The following is a 15,002-nucleotide window of genomic DNA, read 5'->3' as shown; positions in this document are numbered from 1 at the left end:
TCTGTATTTTATTGTTCTATCAGTGATAAAACGAAATATATATGTTTTTGTTGTAGTAAAAACTTATATTTTGTTTAAAAAAGTTTTCTCAAAAATTAAACGCCAGTGTTCCCAGTTTAATTTGTTGTTGTACAGGTGATTACATCCATCTTTCAGTGAGGGGAGTTTATTTTGTTCTACTACCGTTTTTATTTTTTGCGCAAAATCCTCACCAGTACATGATAGAGGTAATCTGTATCCATTAATTCCGTTTTCTACGTAATTGGGTATTCCTCCAGTATCATAAGTGAATATGGGAAGTTGGTATGCGGATGCTTCGCAAAAAGCAATACCTGCACATTCTGCTTTAGTGGGAAGTAATAATATGTCGCATTGTTTTATTATTTTAATAAATTGACAATATTCATTTTCCTTGTTTTTATTTAGAAATCCGATTGATTCTATAAATGATTCATTTTTGTGGTGAATAGGAACATCTGTACCGACTATATATAATTTTGTGGGTATTCTCATCTCATTCAGGCGTTTCACACAGTCTATGGCAATTTCCCCTCCTTTACGTTTCCATTCGACAGCTAAAAAAAGGATATTTAACATGCTGTTTGATTCTTTTTTAGGGGTAACAATATTGTTTTTAATATCTTTTTCATCGACATTCGCTCCAAATTCAATTACATAAACTTTATTTGGATTGATCCCATAATCATTTTCAATAGAAGCCTTACACCAATCGGAACTAGCTATGATTTTTGATGCTTTGTTCAAGGCTGTTAGTTCTATCAGGTTTCCCTGTTTGACATTGAATGGAAGAAAATTACTTACTCTATCATAGTAATTATATAATAATGTAAATGTCGCATCAGCTAAATAAATAATAGGTTTTGTTGTTTCTAGTTTATATAAGTATTGAGATCCGGATACGGCAAATATCAAATCGACAGATTCCAAAAGTGACTTATCAATGGATCTGGATAGTTGTTTGGCAACGAAAGTAGTGTGTATTATCGAATATCTTTTTTTTAAAAGTCTGGTAATTAGAAATAAACATATTTTATATATATGTGTGTGAAAATTGAATTTAACTGGAATCCAGATAACTTCAACATTACATTTACTAATTTGTTCATAGATTTTAGATTTTGTACCAGACCATGTTCTTTTATCCCATGGCATATTGTCTGATATGAAACCTATCTTCTTTTTTTTCATAAATAATTCCTATAACTCTTTGTGATAAACTTATAGTACAAAGGTAATAATAAATTTGTTCATTAGTGTTCATAGAAAAATTAAGTTTTAATTGTATGTTATTTTAACAACAGGAGTACATATAGTTTTGTTTTTCTTTGTTGTATAGTGTTGGTTAACAGTAGATTAAGTTATTGTTTTTAGTGATATAAGGATGATTTGTTGTATTTGGCTTGATGTGTTTTTTTGCTTTTTAAACTACATCCTTTACAGGAACAACCGCAATCCTTTCCTTTTTTATATTGGAAAAAAATATTATAATATTTTTTTCCAATATAAAAAAGGACTACTATGCCAATTAGCCATATTGTTATTTCCTGCCACATAATCAAAGATTTTTTAATTCAATAAATTAATAAACAAACTCCCTGTCTGATAAACCACGAACGAGACGATCCATGCTAAAACACATGTATATACAATCACAAATATTCCCCATTTCCACGATCCTGACTCATTGACGATGGCTGAGATCGTTGCGATACATGGGAAATAGATAAGGACAAATAACATCAGACTCAAAGCGATAAGAGGCGTAAAGACCGGATTTCCTTCTTCATCCAGATCCTGTTTTATGCGCTCGGATAAGGCTTGGGCGTCTTCTTCTTCACCAGTGTATAGCACACTCAAAGTACTGACAACAACCTCTTTGGCTGCCATGCCAGTTAACAGGCTGACGCTCATTTTCCAGTCGAATCCTAACGGACTAAGAACCGGCTGAATGGTCTGTCCTATTGTACCGATATATGAGTTTCTTTGATGCTCCATATTCTTTAACCGTTCTAACTCTGCAATTGTTTCCGTTTTTTCTTTGGAATCCAGTTCTGCATTTTCTACTTCTGCGATTTGCTGGTCAAATGCGTCTCCCATCTCGCTGTGACGGGGGAAATATCCTAAGAACCAGATAATGATGGAAGCCACTAAAATGACGCCCCCCATTTTGTGCAAATACTGCTTGGCTTTCTCCCACATATGGATCATGATCGACTTTCCTGTCGGCATACGGTAGGGAGGGAGTTCCATTACAAAAGGAACATCTTCTTCATTAAATAGAAAACGCTTGAATAGCCGTGCCATAATAACAGCCAGTAAAATTCCGCAAACATATAATGACAAGAGTATAAAACTTGCATTATTCGGGAAGAATGCCCCGGCAAGCAGGACATAAACCGGTAAACGTGCACTGCAACTCATTAACGGATTGATCAGCATAGTGATCATCCGGCTATTGCGGCTTTCGATTGTACGGGATGCCATAATAGCTGGAACATTACAACCGAATCCCATAACCAGAGGTATGAAAGATTTACCATGAAGCCCCATTTTATGCATGATCTTATCCATGATAAAAGCGGCACGTGCCATATATCCGGAGTCTTCCATGAATGAAATGAACAAATACAATATCAAGATGTTAGGAAGGAAGACAATAACACCGCCGACTCCACCTATAATACCATCGACAAGCAAATCCTTTAGCGGGCCTTCGCTCATAGTACCCCGTACAAAATTTCCGATCCAGCCAACCAGGTCTTCAATCCATTCCATAGGGTATGCACCCAAACGGAATGTCGCTTCGAACATGATCCACATAAAAAGGATGAATATTGGAAATCCCAACACTTTATGGGTGACGAATAAATCGATGATCTGCGTACTGGTCGCTTCTTTTATTTTATTTTGTTCGTAGGTCTCCCTCAATGCACCGGAGATAAACCCATAACGGGCATTTGTGAATGCAGTTTCGGAATCCTCCAGTAATAATTCTTCTATTTGGACAACATTCCTGTCCCGTTCTTCCAGGATTGTATCGGAACCGGGTAATGTTTGGATGAATTTTTCTATTTCCGGGTCTCCCTCCAGTAACTTGATGGACAAATAACGTTTGGAAAGGCTTTTAGCTACATTCCCATTTTGTTTTATCGCATTTCTGACATTTTTAATTCCTTTTTCCAGAACTTCTCCATAATTTATATGGATATGACGGATTACAGGATCTTCTTCCTCGTATACTTTTATGACCCGTTTGAACAGTTGTTCAATACCGAAACCGGTTCTACTGATAGTCGGAACAATAGGAGTTCCGATCATCTGGGACAGAGAGTTATGGTCGAATTTATTACCTGATCGCTCCAATTCGTCGTACATATTCAATGCGATGACAGACCGGATATCCATGTCGATGAGTTGGCAAGTCAGATACAGATTTCTTTCCAGGTTGGATGCGTCGATAACATTGATCACCACATCCGGTTGCTCTTCACTGAGATGTTTGCGGACATACAACTCTTCCGGCGTATAAGCGGATAAAGAATAAGTTCCGGGTAAATCTACAATACGGAATGTATAACCGTCTTGCTGAAAAGTACCCTCTTTGGCATCGACGGTTACTCCGCTGTAGTTGCCCACATGTTCATGTGCTCCGGAAGCGAAGTTAAAGAGGGATGTTTTGCCACAATTAGGATTTCCTACCAAAGCGACGTTGATCGTTTTACCCTGATGTATGGCGATTGCCTGTAAATCTTCAGTAGAGGGTAATGTATAAGAGTCTGCGGAACGGGTTTCATTTTGCTGGGATATCTGAGCCTTGGCAAACTCTGCAGAACTGACCACTTCGATCATTGCAGCATCGTTCCGCCGTAAAGAGACGTCATATCCCATTACACGATAATGAATAGGGTCTTTGAGCGGAGCATTTTGTATAACATCCACTTCTTTCCCTCTTATGAATCCCATTTCAATAATGCGCTTACGGAAAGCTCCGCGCCCCATTACTTTTACAATAACACCCTTCTCGCCAGTGTGAAGCTCCGATAATCTCATTTTTCTTAAATTCTTGTGCAAAGTTATAGTGAAATACTTAGATGACCAATACCTATTAATTGGTATTTTTTTTAGTTTTGTATTCAGTAAGGAATGAAAATTAGTATGGCAAATAGAATTATATTAAGTTTGGGGTCAAATACGGACCAGGAAAGGAATATTGCAGATGCGGGCCATCTGCTGGATAGTAGTTTTGTTTCCATCAGTTTTTCTGTTCCGGTTTACACAGTTCCTATAAACATATCCTGTTCCGGTCATTTTCTGAATCAGGTTGCAATTGCATTTACGGAAGAAGGACCGGATGAGGTTAATTATCGTTTGAAACAAATAGAGCGGCAGTTACGACGTACGCCTGAGGGGAATGCAACCGGAGTTATCCCTATCGATATCGACTTGCTTCAATGGAACGATCTTATTCTGAAGCCGGAGGATCTGCAAAGAGATTATGTAAAAGCCGGGATTCGTTTCCTGCAAGAGATAGAATCCGGTGGTCATCAAAAGATAAACTGAATAAATAAATCGTATGGTTAAATACATTGTACTTGTCGTTTTTCTGGTACTGAAGTTCTTTACATTGGATAATTGTTTTTTCTGGGATAATATAGCCGGTTATTCCAAGCCGGCCAGTTACTTGTTGGAATATGGCTTTCTTTCTTTTGTTTATCCGCCCGACTATGTATCGGAACCTCCTTTGGCTCATATGTATTTGGCCGCATTATGGTCCCTGTTTGGCAAAAATCTGTTGATTGCCCATTTGTCTGTAACCTTATTTTCATTGGGTGTCATCTGGCAGGTTTATCGTTTGTGTGAAAAATTGAATACGAAATATACTCCCTATATCTTCTTGCTGGTATTATTGGAGCCTACGCTTTCTACCCAACTGATACTTATTTCGCCTGATGTTATTATGTGTTTTTTTGCATTGTTAAGCATCAATCTGCTTCTGGAGAATAAGAGAGGCTGGCTGGCGTTGTCTGCTTTTTGCCTGGGAATGGTTAGTATCCGGGGACTTGTTGTTTGTGCCGGGTTAGGACTGGGTTATTTAGTCATCTCGAAAGTAATCGATAAAAAATCTTTCAAAGATGCGTTTTTCTATGTTTTCCCTTCTTTTATTCCGGTTTTGCTGGCTTTGGGTGCATGGTTTCTTTACAGAAAACTGGAAACCGGATATTTTCTGTATCAGCCGGGTTTTGAATATCAGGAGCATCGTGAATTGGCAAGCCTGAATCATATAATTAAGAATATAGCGAGTTTGGCAATACGAATGCTCGATTCGGGTAGGGTCGTTGTCTGGATACTTTTGTTTGTGGCTGTAATCAAGATGGGTATAAAGAATTTTATCTCATTTGTCATTCATTCCCGCTTGAGTATTATTTACCTGAGTGTGCTGTTCACCATGTCTCTGGTGACAATACCCGTGACGAATCCTTTTGGTGACCGCTACTTTATCGTATTATATATTTTGTTAGCGTTGATTACCGGCCAGCTTTTGTCGAAAATTTATGAGACAAAGAAAATTAGGGTTATTTTTATCAGTATGATACTGGTACTGGTCAGTGGAAACTTTTGGGTTTATTCCGAAAGAATGTCTAAAGCATGGGATAGTGTTCTTTGTCATCTTCCGTACTATTCGTTACGGCAGGAAATGATTGCATATATAGAAGAACAGGGGATAGACGTGAATGATGTCTCCGCTTCGTTCCCTCTGGTTTCTTTCTTTTCAGATACGGAAGCAAATACGGATAACCGTTCTTTTTCATCTTTGAACCTGGATAAGAGCCAGTACATAATATATACAAATATTTATAATTGGAATGACGAATCTATCAAGACTCTTCATGCTGATTGGAAATTACAGAAAGAGTTTAAGCGGGGATTGATTTTCATTCAATTATATGTCCCTAAATGATATGATATTACCTCCGAACGAAAGTTTAGAAATGACTTATTCGGATATGCTGTTTCTTCTGATCCGGCATAAATACCCCAGTTTATAAAAGGCGAACAGTTTGAGCGAGGGCTTTTCCCCTGTCAGATTTTTCTCGATAGCAGATTGGGTGATCTGGAAAATCCGGGCCACAAATCCGGTTAGCCCGCATCGCTCTAGTTTGGTATACCATTGAAGAAGGCGTACATGGGTTCGTTGTTTCTCTATATTCCGGGAAAGGATGTCGATTGCATTACGTATTTTTCTCAGGTATTCCCTGGAAGGCTCTTTACTGAGGTGATATACCGGATTATCGATGTGGTGAAGAGGTATATGTTTTTGTTCCAGCAGTATGCCGAAGTAAGTATCTTCATATCCGATATGCATGGCTTCATCAAAGCGGACCTGTTTGAATACACTACGATCGGCCAGGAAACTCATCGATATAAATTGTGCATAAGGATGACGGTTTCTTTCTGCTGCTGTTTTTTCTTCGACATGAATACCGTAATAATAGCGTAAGGCATGTTGTGCTGACGGTTTCCCACGCTGGTAGCAGAAGCCGCCGCAAACGACACCTCCTTGTATTGCCTCCTGTAAATAATCTGCGAGAAAAGTCGGGTGAACAGGCAAAACATCCGTATCTAAAAATAAAATATATTGATATTTAGCTTGGTCTGCCAGCCTGTTCCGAAGGCGTGCCGGTCCGATGTTTTCTGTTGCCGGAAAATAACAACAGTTACTCAGTGTTGCTATATGCCGGTTTATTTCATCTATTTCAGATCGGGAACCATCGTCGGCTACCAAAATTTCGAAAGGAATATCTAACCTGGTTGCTTCCGCATGTATTCGAGCGACCAATTCTGTGCATATTGCATTATATGTTGGAATTAATATAGATAACATTTTATCGGATGATTACGGTTTCAAAAATTTCAGAAAACTGTCCAGCCTGTTCTTTACGGGAATAATTTCTCAATACTTTTTTATCGGTCTGCGAAGTCGTATATCCTTTTTCTTTCCACTCCGTAAAGCAATCTTCCAGAAAGCGACAGGCTTCTTCTACATGACGTGCTGCTATACCGGCTTTTGACTCTTCGAGAGCTGATTCCAGATAACTTTCGTCACTGCGGACACAAAGAATCGGTTTTTCAACTGCAAGCGACTCAAAGAATTTTGTTGTCATAATTCCTTTCGGGCCTTTCTCTTTCGAACGGTTGGCAAGCAAAAGCAAGACAGAACTGTTATTGAGTACAGATGGTATTTCCGTAGCTTGTACATATCCCTTAAAATCCATGAAAGACGATACACCGGCTTTATCAGCTTCAGCAGTAATTAGTTTTTGCGAAGCCGGATCGACATACCAGTAAACACGGCATATCTGGTCGTTGATGATATTTTTATCCGATAGTATTTTTAATGCCTCCAATAATAATCCCGGATCGCGCATGGCTGTACTCATCAACCTGCCGGTATATGTAATGATGAATTTGTCTGTCTTTTTTTGTTCCGGATAAAATAATTCAGGATCGAATCCATTATAAATGAGTCCGACATTCGGATTATATTGCTTTAGCGTTTCCACATGCCAGGGCGAGACTGTCGTGACAAAATCAGCCATTTTCAAGGCCCGGTTTCGTTCGTGAAGACTTTTCTTTTTGAAGATCGAAATGTACAATTTATTTAATCCGAAGATATCCGGTAAACGATGTGACATAAATTCATCTCCGGTAAATTGTTCGATGATATCCCTTAAATCGACGACTAGAGGTAATTTATATGTATGGGCGATGCGTTGTGCTGCTGGTAAAGGAAAACTTCTGAAACTACTGCATAATACCAGTTCGAATTTATTCTTCCGAATTAATTTTTGAGCTTCCCGGTACATCCGTACATCTTTATATCCCCAAAGAAGATCGAAAAGAAGTATACAGGCCCATTGTAGTTTTCTGATGATTTTGTTTTTGGCCGTATAGAAATTGATATGGGTGACCTCGCATTTATTAGCCAGGAATGTAAATGTGTTTTGTTCAACGTGTTCAGCCAGAACAACAGGTTCCCACCCGTAATTCCGTAGGTATTTGCATAAATATCCCATACGCGGACCAAAAGCAGGTGGGAAAAGGTCGCAAATAATCAGTATTTTCTTCATAACAAATCAATGATATTTTTAGAAGCATTTCCGGTTCCGTATTCCTGAATTTCTTTTCTTTCCGGTTGATTGCCGAGGCAATACAGGATATTCTCTTTTTTATATCCGGCAATCTGATTCCAGCCAGCTTCGACAGTCTCTACCCATTCTGTCTCATCCCGTAGTGTTATGCAAGGGGTATGATGGAAGTAGGCTTCTTTCTGTACGCCTCCCGAATCTGTCAGGATTGTGGCAGCATGTTTTTCCAGCATGACCATATCGAGAAAACTTATCGGAGGAATGATCAGTATTCCTTCCTGACTTTCGAGTGATTCGAACAGTTCGAGTTTTTCCAGGCAGTTTCGTGTACGGGGATGGAGAGGTAGAACAGTCGGGCAGGAATGAGAAGATATCTCCTTTATCGCATTGACAATTCCGGATATCCGTTCCGGGATGTCTGTGTTTTCAGCCCTGTGTACCGTACAAAGCCTGAACTGTTTGCTGGTCAGGTCCAGGCGGTCGAGTATGTCTGATGTACTGTCTGCCAATTTGCCGAAGGTTAATGCCGCATCGTACATCACATCCCCGACATGGTGGACTCCCTGCTGTATTCCTTCGTTGGCCAAATGCCCGACGGCAGCAAAAGTCGGACAGCACAATAACGTTGCCATATGGTCGGTCAGTATACGGTTGATCTCTTCCGGCATCTGTTTATTGAAACTACGGAGGCCGGCTTCCACATGAACTACCGGTATATGCAGTTTGGATGCCGCTAATGCACCAGCCAGTGTTGAGTTTGTATCGCCGTAGACCAATACATAATCGGGTAGCGTGTCCTGTAATATTTTTTCTATTTCAATGAGCATACGACCGGTCATCTCTCCGTGTGTCCCGTTTCCGCATTGCAATTGCCAGACAGGTTGAGGGATTCCCATGCTTTTGAAAAAGATGTCGCTCATATTTGTATCGTAATGCTGCCCCGTATGGAGAAGCAGTTCTTCATACCGTGTATCATTATTATTGTTGTATTCAAGGATTGCCCGGCTCACCATGGCTGCTTTGACAAACTGAGGCCTAGCTCCGACAATAGTAACAATTTTCATTTTTTTGCGAGTTCGTTTAATAAATGGCTATAAAGTTTACGTAAATAACTACCGGAGTTTTCCATGGCACTGGTGTTATGCCATAGAAGAGTCAGTTCTCCGCCTACGTTTTTTACTTGTTCGATAAGATTCAGGCTATATGCCTGTGCCTCTTCATAACTTAATCCCATATATTTTTTTTCTTCTAAAGAACAATCCATGATAGTGAGCGGATGCTGTAAAATGGAAGAGAGACGCCGGGTAACCGGATTTATCCAGCGTACCGGATAACTGGTACCTAACCTGAATCCGGCCACATCTGCATACCCCATTGTAAAATCATCCGTTATACCGGCAGCTTCCAAATGTGTCATGTCTTCCGGTTCACGGCTGGAAAGAAAATGGTGGCGGTTCAGACGGATACTTTTGCCCGTATTCTCTTCAAGTATTGTCTTTTCTTTTTTTATCAGAGAAGGAGATTTACCGGCTTGATAACTACTGTGAAGGCCGATTTTCATATCATTGGACAAGACGGACTCTATCAGTTGAGATATATCTTTACTGTGCAGGCTATAATGGGGTTTATCTTGTTTGCATTTGCCCCCGCTGCGGATGAAAAGAATCGCTTGGCAGATCTCTTTGCCTGTTTGTTCCCGTAATAAATTATTTTGCTCGAATATCCACGGGAATGTGTAATACGGATCATTTTCCACGGGACCCAACTTCCCTTGTATGGATGAAATAAGCCCTCTTTTATCCCGTATCGAACGGATAAGCCCTTTCCATGTGCGGTAAAGAGTGGGAGCGTCCAGGTCGTGTGTCAACCAGATATGTTGTATCTCTTTCTTTACTTCCGGTAGGCAGAGCCCGTATTGCTGCAACCATTTGCGTAAGAGCAGACGATATTCATCCACGATCGGGCGGTGTAGAAATCCTGCCCGGTAGGGTAGAGACATCTTTCCTGGAAAACGTCCGTGTTCATCTCTTATATTGCGTTGTATAATTTCCTCATAACGGGTTATAAGAAAGTAGGTGCTGGCAATAATGTCTGCATGAATGACCAGTGTGCCGCCTACTTGTTCGACAAGGGGAGAACCGAATAGGAGAGGAGTACCTTCGATCTCCTGTAACGGCAATTCCGGAAGAGAAGAAGTCGTCCCGTATGTATGGTTGGTGAAAAAGCCGGACGGTATGATTACGATACTGTAACGTTCAAAATGTTTGCTGTTATTCGTATATCCGATAGCAGCTACAATTTCTTCGGAAATATCTTCTCCGAGAAGGAAACGTATTATGTAATGTATAGCATGATTGTTCATATCCGTTCTTTTATCTTTAGCCAAACTCTATATAATAAACTGAGATTTCCTTTGGTTATTGTAAAGAAAGGGGTTTGAATTGCTCCGAATTCACGAAAGAAGCGTTCTACTCCGGGGATCATCGAACCTTCGAAGTCGAACAATACCGTGTGACGAGAAGTATAACGGATACAATCCCAAAGAAGCAGGCTATGTGCTCCGGAAGCTCTTAAGGCCGGATCGCCACCTCCTGCCAGGTAATAAGCGGAACTTTCCTGCCAGGCAATGAAAGCTACTGCATGCAAATTCCCTTTATCGTCATACGCTCCCCATAAATCACCCTGGTTCCGTTGGCGGCAGGCTGAGATGAGTCGTATCAGGGTATCCTTTTTTTTAGGAGGAGAGAGGTGCTGGCGTTCGAAAGTCAATGATTGTATCTTTAGAAAATCATCTACGGATATTCCTTTCCGGGTTGTGATGAAGAACTTCTCTTTTGCTTTCGTTATGTTCCGCCGGATATTGGGACTCATATTTTCCCAAAGAAGGTTTTCATCCTGTATATTATTCAACAGGTAAGTATACCGTGTCGTTTGTTTATATCCTTCCCAGTAAAAAGGCAACCAATCTGTTATTCTGTAATTGAAGTTTTGCAGGAAATGGGGATACGCCTTTAGGATGTCGATAAATTCTTTGCATATCGCCTGGCGTTGTCCCAATGTCCGGGTATATTTGGCATCTTTGGGTTCCGGAGTAAACCAGGGACCCATTGTTTGCGTATAAACAGGCATCGATACGACTCCCTCATGGGGAATGTAAAGAGGCATGGCGGCACGTATCTTCCCTTTCTCTTCTGCCAGCAAGACATCCCATTTTGTTTCGCCACAAGCTGCATCCAACCACCAGTCCCGTGAAAAAAGCGGCAGGCTGCTTTCATTACTGCACAGGAGGCGATATTTGTCTTTGTTTGTCATGGCAGGAAGAAAAATATTTTTACTTAATTAGGAAGAGACTGTATCAAAAGTCACAATATGGCACACAGATAACACTGATTGAACAGATGACCACAGAACGTTTATATTCAATATATAATCTGTGATCATCTGTTTGATCTGTGTACTATTTAGTATTTTGACACAGCTCTATTAATATATTACTATACTTAGCTTATCCTTTCAATGCTTCAAATATCAATCCGGATAACTCTTCAGCCAGTTCAGGATTATCATTGACGCATTGTTTTGCAGCATCGCGTCCCTGTCCCAGTTTTGTATCGTTGTAACTGTACCACGAACCACTTTTCTTGATGATGTTCAGATCTGCTCCCAGGTCGATGATCTCTCCGGCCTTGGAAATACCTTCGCCAAACATGATATCGAATTCAGCTTTACGGAAAGGAGGTGCTACTTTATTCTTCACCACTTTCACGCGAACCTGGTTACCTTTCACTTCGTCGCCATCCTTCAATGTACCGATCTTACGGATATCCAGACGTACGGAAGCATAGAACTTCAGTGCATTACCACCGGTCGTTGTTTCCGGGTTACCGAACATGACACCGATCTTATCACGCAACTGGTTGATAAAGATACAAGTCGTGTTTGTTTTATTGATTGCACCGGTCAGTTTACGCAGTGCCTGTGACATCAAACGAGCCTGCAATCCCATCTTGCTGTCGCCCATATCGCCTTCGATTTCTGCTTTCGGTGTTAATGCCGCAACAGAGTCGATAACGATAATATCTACGGCAGACGAACGGATCAGCTGTTCGGCAATTTCCAAAGCCTGTTCACCGTTGTCCGGCTGCGAGATCCATAAGTTTTCCACATCGACCCCCAGCTTTTCAGCATAGAAACGGTCGAATGCATGCTCTGCATCGATAAATGCTGCGATACCACCCGCTTTTTGTGCTTCGGCAATTGCGTGGATTGCCAGGGTTGTCTTACCGGAAGATTCCGGTCCGTATATTTCGATAACGCGTCCTTTCGGATAACCGCCGACGCCTAAAGCGGCGTTCAGTGCGATGGAACCGGTCGGAACCACTTCGATTGCTTCTATACTTTCGTCACCCAACTTCATGATAGAACCTTTTCCGTAGTTCTTCTCAATCTTGTCCATTGCAGCGCGCAATGCTTTTAACTTGTCGGCATTCACAGCCGGTTTACCTTCCGGGGTTTTTCCCTCTTCGAATAAATTGTCTTCTTTTGCCATCCCTTTTATGAATTAAGGATTTGATTAGCATGGTCTTTCGTCTTCACCTCTTTCGGACCGATTATCTTTTCGATGACACCGTCTTCGTTGATAATAAAGGTGGTACGGAGAGTCCCCATGTATGAACGTCCGTACAGTTTTTTTTCTGCCCATACGCCAAAGGCTTGTTGCAGGGCTGTGTCCGTATCAGCAATCAGGTTGAAAGGCAGATTCTGTTTCGCAATAAATCCCTGATGGGATTTTGCACTGTCTTTACTTACCCCGACCACTTCATAACCGGCTGCCTGTAGTTCCTGGTAACCGTCACGCAGGCTGCAGGCCTCTGCCGTACAACCGCTGGTGTTATCTTTCGGGTAAAAGTAAAGAGCTAACTTCTTACCTTTGAAATCGCTGAGTTTTATTTCATTTCCGTTCTGATCAATCCCCAGTACTTCGGGGGCTTTGTCTCCTACTTGTAATGCCATATTATAATTCCAGATCTACATTAAACATTTCGTGCCAGGGTAAGCCCTGCTCGTTCAGTTCCTTCATGAACGGATCGGGGTTAAATTCTTCCACGTTCCATACACCCGGCTTTTTCCATATTCCCTGCATAAAGAGTTTGGCACCGATCATGGCGGGAACGCCTGTCGTATAACTTACACCCTGGGCGCCTGTTTCTTTGTAGGCTGCTTCGTGGCTACAGTTGTTGTAGACATAGTAGGTCTGTTCTTTTCCATCCTTGATACCGCGGATACGGCAACCGATCGAAGTCTCACCCGTATAGTTTTCACCCAGATCGCCCGGGTTAGGCAGTACGGCTTTCAGGAACTGGATCGGGACGATCTCCTGTCCATTGTACATGATCGGGTCGATACGTGACATGCCGATATTCTGTATTACACGTAAATGAGTCAGATATTCCTGTCCGAACGTCATCCAGAAACGGGCGCGTTTGATGGTCGGGAAGTTCTTTGTCAGACTCTCCAGTTCTTCGTGATACATCAGGTACGATTCGCGCGGACCTACATTCGGATAGTTCAGCGGCTTGTGTACCGACAGCGGATCTGTATCTTTCCATTCTCCGTCTTCGAAATATTTACCACGCTGGGTAATTTCGCGGATGTTTATTTCCGGATTGAAGTTCGTAGCGAATGCTTTGTGATGATCGCCTGCGTTGCAGTCGACGATGTCCAGATACTGGATTTCGTCGAAATGATGTTTCGCTGCATAAGCTGTATATACCCCTGTTACGCCCGGATCAAATCCGCATCCCAGAATCGCTGTCAGCCCCGCTTTTTCAAAACGGTCTTTATAGGCCCATTGCCAGCTATATTCATATTTCGCTTCGTCCAGCGGTTCGTAGTTGGCGGTGTCGAGGTAGCTGACACCGTAAGCCAGACAGGCGTCCATGATGGAGAGGTCCTGATAAGGTAAAGCCAGGTTGACAACCAACTCAGGCTTGAAGTCATTAAATAATGCAACGAGCTCGTCCACGTTGTCCGCATTGACCTGTGCTGTCTTCACCTTCACGTTCTTGATATCGGCAGCAATCTGGTCGCACTTGCTTTTCGTGCGGCTGGCTACCATGATATCGGTAAAAACATCAGCGTTCATCGCGATCTTTTTAACAGCAACGGTACTTACGCCCCCTGCACCAATAACTAATACTCTTCCCATTTACAAATAGAATTAATCTTGTTAATATACAGTTTACAAGGTTTTAAACCAAAGGACAAATATACGATTTATCTTTGGAAAAAAATCAAACAGTTGCCTAAAAACAATCAACCTGCTAATAGCCTGTTCTCTCCGTATCGGCAAGGGGAGAAGAGGTCATGGGTTTTGAAAATAGAAGTAGGGACTTTTGATGATGAAATAAGGGACTTTTGAAAACAAAAGTCATAAGCTTTAAGTACGAAAGGGGGAGTTGGATGATAAAAAAAATAAAAAAATCAGATGTCTTATATATCTTTATATATAGTTCTTTCTATATTAAAGAGGGAATTTCTAACCTTCTTACAAAATAATTTCATGATGTCGTTTAATGTGTTTATTCTTAGTTGTTTAGGTAGAAGGGTTTGGTCTCATTTTCAATTTCACTGAATCGGATGAATTTGCGGAGGTTAGTGATGTAAACGTTTCCTGAAGATGCAGCGTTTGTAGACCAAACGGCATCTTACCTAATGAGAACCCAATGTTAGGATAAATATTAAAGTTAAAGTATATATAAATGCTTGGTTCTTATTGGGAACGCGTTATATTTGTATATAGAATGCGAGATTTTTAGAGTTATTAAGAGTGCG

At 41.1% G+C, this 15,002-nt stretch carries 13 protein-coding genes; 2 read left to right on the top strand and 11 right to left on the bottom strand.

Annotated features, from left to right (window positions below):
• Nucleotides 1–63: 63 nt before the first annotated feature.
• The 3 genes from DWX23_RS21690 to feoB all read right to left on the bottom strand — a co-directional run bounded on the left by DWX23_RS21690 (nt 64) and on the right by feoB (nt 4,071).
• Nucleotides 64–1,209: a glycosyltransferase family 4 protein gene (locus DWX23_RS21690; RefSeq protein ID WP_122376020.1), complete on the bottom strand. Its 1,146-nt coding sequence runs from the start codon at nt 1,207–1,209 to the stop codon at nt 64–66.
• Between the two features lie 179 nt (nt 1,210–1,388).
• Entirely contained in the window at nt 1,389–1,574 is a 186-nt protein-coding gene (locus DWX23_RS21685; protein WP_122376019.1) for a FeoB-associated Cys-rich membrane protein, read from the bottom strand.
• Between the two features lie 13 nt (nt 1,575–1,587).
• A complete protein-coding gene (feoB, locus tag DWX23_RS21680) occupies nt 1,588–4,071 on the bottom strand; it encodes a ferrous iron transport protein B (RefSeq protein WP_122376018.1) in 2,484 nt (827 codons plus the stop codon).
• Between the two features lie 105 nt (nt 4,072–4,176).
• Between feoB and DWX23_RS21675 the strand changes: the two genes are divergently transcribed.
• Nucleotides 4,177–4,581: a 2-amino-4-hydroxy-6-hydroxymethyldihydropteridine diphosphokinase gene (locus DWX23_RS21675; RefSeq protein WP_122356635.1), complete on the top strand. Its 405-nt coding sequence runs from the start codon at nt 4,177–4,179 to the stop codon at nt 4,579–4,581.
• Nucleotides 4,582–4,594: 13 nt separating this feature from the next.
• Complete coding sequence (locus tag DWX23_RS21670) at nt 4,595–5,980, top strand: glycosyltransferase family 39 protein (RefSeq protein ID WP_122376017.1); 1,386 nt, start codon at nt 4,595–4,597, stop codon at nt 5,978–5,980.
• Nucleotides 5,981–6,016: 36 nt separating this feature from the next.
• On the opposite strand, the gene DWX23_RS21665 is transcribed toward DWX23_RS21670, so the two are convergent.
• From DWX23_RS21665 to DWX23_RS21630, 8 genes are all read right to left on the bottom strand, one after another.
• Nucleotides 6,017–6,904, bottom strand: coding sequence for a glycosyltransferase family 2 protein (locus DWX23_RS21665; protein WP_122376016.1), 888 nt, complete (start codon nt 6,902–6,904; stop codon nt 6,017–6,019).
• Between the two features lies 1 nt (nt 6,905).
• Nucleotides 6,906–8,150: a glycosyltransferase gene (locus DWX23_RS21660; protein ID WP_122376015.1), complete on the bottom strand. Its 1,245-nt coding sequence runs from the start codon at nt 8,148–8,150 to the stop codon at nt 6,906–6,908.
• Complete coding sequence (gene wecB, locus DWX23_RS21655) at nt 8,147–9,232, bottom strand: non-hydrolyzing UDP-N-acetylglucosamine 2-epimerase (RefSeq protein WP_122376014.1); 1,086 nt, start codon at nt 9,230–9,232, stop codon at nt 8,147–8,149. Before wecB ends, DWX23_RS21660 begins: the two co-directional genes overlap by 4 nt.
• Nucleotides 9,229–10,530: a polysaccharide deacetylase family protein gene (locus tag DWX23_RS21650; RefSeq protein WP_122376013.1), complete on the bottom strand. Its 1,302-nt coding sequence runs from the start codon at nt 10,528–10,530 to the stop codon at nt 9,229–9,231. The genes wecB and DWX23_RS21650 overlap by 4 nt, the downstream gene beginning before the upstream one ends.
• Nucleotides 10,527–11,480 carry a GNAT family N-acetyltransferase gene (locus DWX23_RS21645; protein WP_122376012.1) on the bottom strand — a complete coding sequence of 318 codons (954 nt, stop codon included), beginning with the start codon at nt 11,478–11,480 and terminating at the stop codon, nt 10,527–10,529. Before DWX23_RS21645 ends, DWX23_RS21650 begins: the two co-directional genes overlap by 4 nt.
• A gap of 193 nt (nt 11,481–11,673) precedes the next feature.
• Nucleotides 11,674–12,717, bottom strand: coding sequence for a recombinase RecA (gene recA / locus DWX23_RS21640; protein WP_122376011.1), 1,044 nt, complete (start codon nt 12,715–12,717; stop codon nt 11,674–11,676).
• A 5-nt stretch (nt 12,718–12,722) separates the two neighbouring features.
• A complete protein-coding gene (gene bcp, locus DWX23_RS21635; protein ID WP_122356619.1) occupies nt 12,723–13,181 on the bottom strand; it encodes a thioredoxin-dependent thiol peroxidase in 459 nt (152 codons plus the stop codon).
• Nucleotide 13,182: 1 nt separating this feature from the next.
• Complete coding sequence (locus DWX23_RS21630; RefSeq protein WP_122362677.1) at nt 13,183–14,376, bottom strand: saccharopine dehydrogenase family protein; 1,194 nt, start codon at nt 14,374–14,376, stop codon at nt 13,183–13,185.
• Between the last annotated feature and the right edge of the window lie 626 nt (nt 14,377–15,002).

Source organism: Parabacteroides sp. AF18-52 (genome assembly GCF_003479145.1).
GTDB lineage: Bacteria > Bacteroidota > Bacteroidia > Bacteroidales > Tannerellaceae > Parabacteroides > Parabacteroides faecis.
The sequence above is the reverse complement of the archived record's forward strand: the minus strand, read 5'-3'. Positions and strand labels throughout refer to the sequence as shown.

Coding starts and splice junctions, on each gene's coding strand:
- DWX23_RS21690 (WP_122376020.1), bottom strand. CDS start 1,209: ATGAAAAAAAAGAAGATAGGTTTCATATCAGACAATATGCCATGGGAT.
- DWX23_RS21685 (WP_122376019.1), bottom strand. CDS start 1,574: ATGTGGCAGGAAATAACAATATGGCTAATTGGCATAGTAGTCCTTTTT.
- feoB (WP_122376018.1), bottom strand. CDS start 4,071: ATGAGATTATCGGAGCTTCACACTGGCGAGAAGGGTGTTATTGTAAAA.
- DWX23_RS21675 (WP_122356635.1), top strand. CDS start 4,177: ATGGCAAATAGAATTATATTAAGTTTGGGGTCAAATACGGACCAGGAA.
- DWX23_RS21670 (WP_122376017.1), top strand. CDS start 4,595: ATGGTTAAATACATTGTACTTGTCGTTTTTCTGGTACTGAAGTTCTTT.
- DWX23_RS21665 (WP_122376016.1), bottom strand. CDS start 6,904: ATGTTATCTATATTAATTCCAACATATAATGCAATATGCACAGAATTG.
- DWX23_RS21660 (WP_122376015.1), bottom strand. CDS start 8,150: ATGAAGAAAATACTGATTATTTGCGACCTTTTCCCACCTGCTTTTGGT.
- wecB (WP_122376014.1), bottom strand. CDS start 9,232: ATGAAAATTGTTACTATTGTCGGAGCTAGGCCTCAGTTTGTCAAAGCA.
- DWX23_RS21650 (WP_122376013.1), bottom strand. CDS start 10,530: ATGAACAATCATGCTATACATTACATAATACGTTTCCTTCTCGGAGAA.
- DWX23_RS21645 (WP_122376012.1), bottom strand. CDS start 11,480: ATGACAAACAAAGACAAATATCGCCTCCTGTGCAGTAATGAAAGCAGC.
- recA (WP_122376011.1), bottom strand. CDS start 12,717: ATGGCAAAAGAAGACAATTTATTCGAAGAGGGAAAAACCCCGGAAGGT.
- bcp (WP_122356619.1), bottom strand. CDS start 13,181: ATGGCATTACAAGTAGGAGACAAAGCCCCCGAAGTACTGGGGATTGAT.
- DWX23_RS21630 (WP_122362677.1), bottom strand. CDS start 14,376: ATGGGAAGAGTATTAGTTATTGGTGCAGGGGGCGTAAGTACCGTTGCT.